Below are 7,211 nucleotides of genomic sequence, written 5' to 3' on the forward strand. Positions count from 1 at the left end.
AAATCCACGAGACCGCGGGAGAGACGGTGTCCGTCCGAACAGATGACTACGCGATCGACCCGGCCGCCGGCAGCGGCGGCGGTGCCCTGGGCGGCCACACCCTCCCCGGCGTCTTCGCCGCCGCCGTCGCCAAGGCCCCCGACGCGGCGGCCGTGGTCGACGGCGAGCGCTCCTTCACCTGGCGCCAGTGGGCCGGCCACGTCGACGCCCTGACCCGCGGCCTGCAGGAGTCGGGCGTCGGCCCCGGCGACGTGGTCGCCGTCCAGCTGCCCAACTGCTGGGAGCTGCAGACCGTGCACCTGGCCGTCGCCGCCGCCGGTGCCGTACTGCTGCCGGTGCACCAGGGCAACGGGCCCGCCGACGTCCACGCCCTGCTCACCCGCGTCGAGCCGGCGGCCGTCGTACTCACCGCGAGCAGCCAGCAGGACGCGGCAGGGCCCCTCGCGGCCGCCGCCCTGCGGCAAACGCTGCCCTCGCTGCGTACGGTGCTGGTGACCGGCCACGTGCCGGGTGGGGACACCGTGAAGCTGGAGGAGCTGCTCACCTCCTGGGCCGGCAGCGCGCCCCTGCCGGTGGACGTCACGCCCGAGATGCCGTTCGTGCTCGTCCCCTCCTCCGGTACGACCTCGGCGCGGCCGAAGATCGCTCTGCACAGCCACGACGGCCTGCTGTCCAACACCGCGGCCGTCACCGCCGAGGCCGCACCGGCCTTCGCCGACACCGTCCTGACCGCCTGCCCGCTCACCCACCTCTTCGGCCTGCAGTCCCTGCACTCGGCGCTCTTCGCCGCCTGCCGCCAGGTGCTGCTGGCCGGCTGGGACACCGACCGGTTCCTCGACCTGGCCCGCCGCAGCGCCCCCAGTGTCGTCTTCGCCGTGCCCGCCCAGCTGCACGACGTCGTCACGCGCCTGGCCGAACTCGGCGAGCCGGCCGGGTTCCGTCCGCAGGAGATCCGGACCGCGGGCGCGGCCGTGCCGGCCGCGCTGGTCGCCTCCGTGCGCAGCGCCCTGGGCTGCCCGGTCGTCGTGGTGTGGGGCATGTCCGAACTCGGCACCGGCACCCGTACGCTCGCCGCCGACCCCGCCGACGTGGCCGCCCGCAGCGTGGGCCGGCCCACGGCCGGGGCCGAGGTCCGCGTCGTCGCCGAGGACGGCTCGCCGTGCCCGGTGGGCGAGGGCGGCGAACTGCAGTACCGCAGCGCCGGCATGTTCCGCGGCTACTACGGCGACCCGGAGCTGACACGCGCCGCCGTCACCGCCGACGGCTGGCTGCGCACCGGCGACACCGCCGCCCTCGACGCCGACGGGCGGGTGGTCTTCCAGGGCCGCTCCGCCGAGCTGATCAACGTGGGCGGGCGCAAGTTCAACGCCGTGGAGGTGCAGGGCGTCCTCGCGGACCTGCCCGGGCTGGGCCCGCTCGCGGTGCTCGGCCGGCCCGACCCCCGTCTGGGCGAGTACCCCTGCCTGGTCGTCACCGCCAAGGCCGACCCGTCCCTCACCCTCACCCGGGTGACCGCGTTCCTGCAGGAACGCGGCGTGGCCGACTACAAGATCCCGCTGGAGATGGTCGCCGTCGACGACCTCCCGCGCACCCCCGCCGGCAAACTCCACCGGCGCGCCCTGGAGGAACACCTCGCCACGGGCGCCGTACCGGCACGGCCCGCCGCGAACGCCGGTGCGCGGCGGCCGCGTACGCCCGAGGAGGCGCTGCGGCTGATCCGCGGATGCGTGGCCCGACTCGTGGGCGGCGACGCGCCTTCCGGGGAGGCGGCCCGGAACATCGAGGACATCCCGCAGGACGTCACCTTCCGCGGCCTCGGCCTGGATTCCGTGCGCACCATCCGGCTGCGCAACCTGCTGCAGGAGGCCACGGGGCTCGCCCTGACGGCCACCGTCGCCTTCGACTTCCCCACACCGCTGGCCCTCGCCCGCGCCCTGACCGGGCAGCAGGCCGCGCAGCCGGCGGACGGAGCACCGGCCGCGGCGGCCGGGCCCGGCGAGCCGATCGCCGTCATCGGCATGGCCTGCCGGCTGCCGGGCGGCGCGGCCACCCCGCAGGCGCTGTGGTCCCTGGTCGCGAGCGGCACCGACGCCGTCTCCGGCTTCCCCGCGGACCGCGGCTGGGACCTCGCGGGGCTCTTCCACCCCGACCCCGACCACCCGGGCACCTCCTACGCCCGCGAGGGCGGCTTCCTGCACGAGGCGAGCCACTTCGACGCGGGCTTCTTCGGCCTGTCCGACCGGGAGGCGCTGGCCACCGACCCCCAGCAGCGGCTGCTGCTGGAGACGTCCTGGGAGGCGTTCGAGCAGGCCGGCATCGACCCCACCACCCTGGAGGGCACCCGAACCGGCGTCTTCACCGGGGCGATGTACCACGACTACGCCGCGCACCGGGCGGGATCGGCCGGCGAGCTGGAGGGGCTGCTCGGCATCGGCACGGCCGGCAGCGCCCTGTCGGGCCGCATCGCCTACACCTACGGCCTCGCCGGTCCCGCCCTGACCGTCGACACCGCCTGCTCCTCCTCACTGGTGGCCCTGCACCTGGCCTGCCGCTCCCTGCGGTCGGGCGAGTCCTCGCTCGCGCTGGCCGGCGGGGTCGCGGTGATGGCGACGCCGGCGTCGTTCGTCGAGTTCTCCCGGCTGCGCGCCCTGTCCCCGGACGGCCGCTGCAAGTCCTTCGCGGACGCCGCGGACGGCGCCGCCTGGTCGGAGGGCGCGGGCCTGCTCCTGCTGGAGCGGCTGAGCGACGCCCGCCGCAACGGGCACCGCGTCCTGGCCGTCGTACGGGGCACGGCCGTGGGCCAGGACGGCGCCTCCAACGGCCTGACCGCCCCCAACGGCCCGGCCCAGCAGCGCGTCATCCGCGACGCCCTGGCCGACGCCGGGCTGGCGCCGCAGGACGTGGACGCGGTCGAGGGCCACGGCACCGGCACCACCCTGGGCGACCCCATCGAGGCCCAGGCCCTGATCGCCGCCTACGGCCGGCAGCGGGAGAAGGAACGGCCGCTGTGGCTGGGGTCGGTGAAGTCCGTCATCGGCCACGCGCAGGCGGCCGCCGGCGTCGCCGGGGTCATCAAGATGGTGCAGGCCCTGCACCACGACCTGCTGCCGGCGACCCTGCACGTGGACGCCCCCTCGTCGCACGTCGACTGGTCGGCCGGGACGGTGCGGCTGCTCACCGAGGCCCGGCCGTGGCCCCGGCAGGCCGGGCGGCCGCGGCGGGCAGGCGTGTCCTCGTTCGGGATCAGCGGCACGAACGCGCACGTGATCCTGGAGGAGCCGCCCGTCGCACCGGAAGAGGCGGACCGGGCCGGGACGCCCTCGGCGGTGCCGGCCTGGGTGCTCTCCGCCCGCAGCGAGCCGGCCCTGCGGGCCCAGGCGCTGCGCCTGGCCGAGCACGTGGCGTCCCACCCGGACCTCCCCGCGCGGGACGTCGCCCACTCCCTGGCCACCACCCGTACCCTGCACCGGTACCGGGCGGTCGTCGATGGTGCGTCGCGCACCGAACTGCTCGCCGCCGCCGAGGCCTTCGGCCGCGGCGAGCGGCCCGCGGGCGTCGTGCGCCAGGAGGCGGCGCCGGGCACGCTCGCGTTCGTCCTCACCGGGCAGGGCAGCCAGCGCCCCGGCATGGGGCGCGGGGCCGCCGAGGCGTTCCCCGCCTTCGACGCGGCGCTGCGCGAGGTGTGCGCCGGCCTGGACCCGCTGCTGGAGCACCCGCTGCTGTCGGTGATGTGGGCCGCCGAGGGCAGTGCGCAGGCCGCCCTCCTCGACGACACGGCGTACGCCCAGCCCGCCCTGTTCGCCGTCGAGGTCGCCCTCCACCGGCTGTTGGAGTCCTGGGGCGTGGTGCCCGACCACCTGGTGGGCCACTCGGTCGGCGAGATCGCCGCGGCGCACGTGGCGGGGATGCTGGCCCTCGAGGACGCGTGCCGGCTGGTGGCGGCCCGGGGCCGGCTCATGGGCGCCCTGCCGCCCGGCGGTGCGATGGTGGCGGCGCGTATCACCGAGCAGGAGGCGGTGGAGCGGCTGGCCGCCCTGCCCGCGGACGCGGACGTCTCCCTCGCCGCCGTCAACGGCCCCCGGTCGGTGGTCCTCTCCGGCGCCGAGGGCCCGCTCGCCGCCCTCGCGGACGAACTGACCGCCGCCGGCCACAAGACGCGGCGCCTCGTCGTCAGCCACGCCTTCCACTCGCCACTGATGCGCCCGATGCTCGACGCCTTCCGCGCGGCGGTCGGCGACATCCACTGCGCCGCGCCGGCGATTCCCGTGGTCTCCACCCTCACCGGCCGGCCGCTGACGGAGGCGGTCGACGCCGAGCACTGGGTACGGCACGTGCAGGAGCCCGTCCGCTTCCAGGACGCCGTAGCGCACCTGGCCACGTCCACCGTGCGCCCGGCCACCTACGTGGAACTGGGCCCCGAACCGGCCCTCGTCCCGATGGTCGACGAGTGCCTGGCCGCCGACGAACGGCGGCCGGCGGCCGTGCTCCTGCCCACCCTGCGCGGCGGCGCCGACGAGGCGCGCTCCCTGCTGACCGCGGCCGCCCGGCTGCACGCCCAGGGCGCGGCGCCGCACTGGCCGTCCGTCCTGCCCGGCGCCCGGACCGTCGCCCTGCCCACGTACGCCTTCCAGCGCCGGGAGTACTGGCTGGCGCAGGGCACCGCGGCCCCGCTGGTGGCCGAGGCGCCCGGACGGGGCGGGCCGGACCCGGTACCGGTGCCGGCGGACCGCTGGGCGGGGCTGCCCCCGGCCGAGCGGGAGGAGGCCCTGCTCCGGCTGGTGCTGGCCGAGGTCACCGCCGTCCTGGGCGGACAGGAGCCGACCGGCGAGGACGTCGCCACGCGGGCGTTCACCGACATGGGCGTCAACTCGGTGAACGCGCTGGAACTGCGCAACCGCGTCATCGCCGCCACGGGCGTCCGCCTCCCGGCGACGCTGGTCTTCGACCACCCGACACCGGACGCGGTGGTACGGCTGGTGGTGAAGGAACTCGCCGAGCACCCCGGGGCGGGGGCGACCACGGCCCCCCGGGACGCGGCCGGCCTCGTGGCCGAACTGGAGGCGCTGCTGTCGTCCGGTGCGTCACTGGACGAGGAGACGGCGGATCGTCTGAGGTCCCTTGCGGTGCGCGACGTTGCGGCCACGGCACCGGAACAGGCCGGCGGGCTGGATCTCGCCGGGGCCTCCGACGAGGACCTCTTCCGTCTGCTGGACGGCGGGGCTTCCTAGGCCGTGTCCGGCGGATCGTCGTCAGGCGCCACCACGGCGCCCCGTAAGGGGCGCGGGGAACTGCGCGATCAGCCGGCGACGGCCCGCAGTCGACGCGCCGGGGCAAGGCGCGGCAGCCTCTCTGCGGGCGCGTCGTGGCTTGTCGCGCAGTTCCCCGCGCCCCTTACGGGGCACTGCATGATCCGCCGGCACGGGCCAGGGCTCGCGTCGGGCCTCCCCTGCCACCGTGAATGCGTACATGATGCCGATGTGGACAAGGCTGCTGCAGCGCGCTTGAAGGACCTGGTCCTCGACGCCGCGGACCACCAGGCTCTCGCCGACTGGTGGTGCGCGGCGCTCGGCTATGTGCGCCGGCCCGAGCCCGACGGCACCGAGAGGCCGCGGGAGTGGCCGGTGCTCCTCGTCGATCCGGCGGGGGCGGGTCTGCCGATATGGATCAACCGCGTCCCCGAGCCCAAGACCGTCAAGAACCGGCTGCACTTCGACGTGTGGGGCGACCCCGAGCGGCTCGTCGCGCTGGGTGCCACGGTCCTGCGCGAGCGGGACGAGGAGATCCGCTGGCACGTGATGGCGGACCCGGAGGGCAACGAGTTCTGCGTCTTCGTGCCGGACGTCCCGGATATTCCGGACACCCCGGACGTCCTGGAAGAGGAGTAGGACCGACCGGCCCTCATCTGCCGCGGAGCCCCTCGACGAACGCGTCGACCATCGCGGTCTGCGTGGCGGCGGGGAACCGCGGCGGGTCGAAGAGGGCCTGGAGCACCAGGCCGTGGACGAAGGCGACGGCGGTCGCCGCGAGCTGCTCGACGTCGGCGTCCTGCGGGAGCTCGCCGAGCGCGCGCGCCGCCTCCAGGTGCGGGCGGAGGGCGGCGCGCATGCGTACGTACCGCTCGCCCTGGTCGGCGCGCAGGCCCTCGTCGGCGAGCGCCTGGTCCCAGGAACTCACCCAGATGCGGTTGCGCGCGGTGTTCTCGCCACCGATCGGCAGGACGTCCAGCAGCACGGCCCCGAGCGCGGCGAGCCCCTCCCGGGGCCGGGCCCGGCGGGGGCGTTCCGCGCTGCTCTTCTCCAGTAGCTCCAGGGCGCGGACGACCAGGGCCCGTTTGGTGGGGAAGTAGTGCATGAGCAGGCCGGTGGAGACGCCCATCTCGGCGGCCACGGCACGCAGCGTCAGACCGCCGAACCCCTTGGCGGCCAGCACGCGCCACACGGCTTGCGAGACGTCCTCGCGTCGGGCTTCGTGATCGACAGGAGCAGGAGGCATGTGGATATCGTACGTACCGAACGCTTGTTACGCACCTGCCGCACCTGTACTCGTCCCTGTACCCGTACGCTTACCCGCACACGGAGGACCACGTGTTCGCCCTGCCCCTCGACGACCGCGCCGGCGCCCTGCTGCAGCCCCTGGAGCCCTGGCGGGCCCAGGAGTTCCTCGACCACATCGACCGCGCCCGGGCCACGGTGGACCCCTGGATCCCGTGGGCGACGCGCAGCACCGACCTGGAATCCGCGACCGCGGTCCTGCAGCGCTACGCCGACAGCCAGGCCAAGGACGCCGGACGCATCTACGGCATCTGGCTGGAGGGCGTGCTGGTCGGCGGCGTCATGTTCACCCAGTTCGACGCCGCCACGGGCGTCTGCGAGATCGGCTGCTGGCTGGAACCGGCCGGCGAGGGCCGCGGCCTGGTGCACCATGCGAGCCGGATCCTGATCGACTGGGCCTTCCGGGAGCGCGGCATGAGCCGCGTGGAGTGGCGGACCACCCCCGCCAACCGGCGCAGCATCGAGGCGGCGCGGCGCCTGGGGATGACCCGCGAGGGTGTGCTGCGCCGCAACTACCCGTACCGGGGAGAGCGGCACGACACCGAGATCTGGTCCCTCCTCGCCGAGGAGTGGCCCGGCCGGGACGCCAGGGCGTGATATGCACCGCTGCCCGCACCGGGGAATCCGGTACGGGCAGCGGCGGGCGGTGCCGGGGCCGCG

Annotated in this window: 4 protein-coding genes; 3 read left to right on the forward strand and 1 reads right to left on the reverse strand. The window is 75.6% G+C overall.

The features are described 5' to 3' along the window. Positions 1 to 26: 26 nt before the first annotated feature. A complete protein-coding gene (locus AB0K17_RS15460; protein ID WP_365983209.1) occupies positions 27 to 5,228 on the forward strand; it encodes a beta-ketoacyl synthase N-terminal-like domain-containing protein in 5,202 nt (1,733 codons plus the stop codon). A 249-nt stretch (positions 5,229 to 5,477) separates the two neighbouring features. After that, positions 5,478 to 5,885, forward strand: a complete 408-nt coding sequence (locus AB0K17_RS15465) for a VOC family protein (protein ID WP_365983210.1) — start codon at positions 5,478 to 5,480, stop codon at positions 5,883 to 5,885. A 13-nt stretch (positions 5,886 to 5,898) separates the two neighbouring features. Here AB0K17_RS15465 and AB0K17_RS15470 read toward each other — a convergent pair whose 3' ends face one another. Then, complete coding sequence (locus AB0K17_RS15470; protein WP_365969063.1) at positions 5,899 to 6,492, reverse strand: TetR/AcrR family transcriptional regulator; 594 nt, start codon at positions 6,490 to 6,492, stop codon at positions 5,899 to 5,901. A 92-nt stretch (positions 6,493 to 6,584) separates the two neighbouring features. Between AB0K17_RS15470 and AB0K17_RS15475 the strand changes: the two genes are divergently transcribed. After that, positions 6,585 to 7,148, forward strand: a complete 564-nt coding sequence (locus AB0K17_RS15475) for a GNAT family protein (protein WP_365969062.1) — start codon at positions 6,585 to 6,587, stop codon at positions 7,146 to 7,148. The last annotated feature ends 63 nt before the right edge of the window (positions 7,149 to 7,211 follow it).

This window comes from Streptomyces sp. NPDC049585, from assembly GCF_040675615.1.
In the GTDB taxonomy this organism is placed as follows: domain Bacteria; phylum Actinomycetota; class Actinomycetes; order Streptomycetales; family Streptomycetaceae; genus Streptomyces; species Streptomyces luteosporeus.

Coding starts and splice junctions, on each gene's coding strand:
- AB0K17_RS15470 (WP_365969063.1), bottom strand. CDS start 6,492: ATGCCTCCTGCTCCTGTCGATCACGAAGCCCGACGCGAGGACGTCTCG.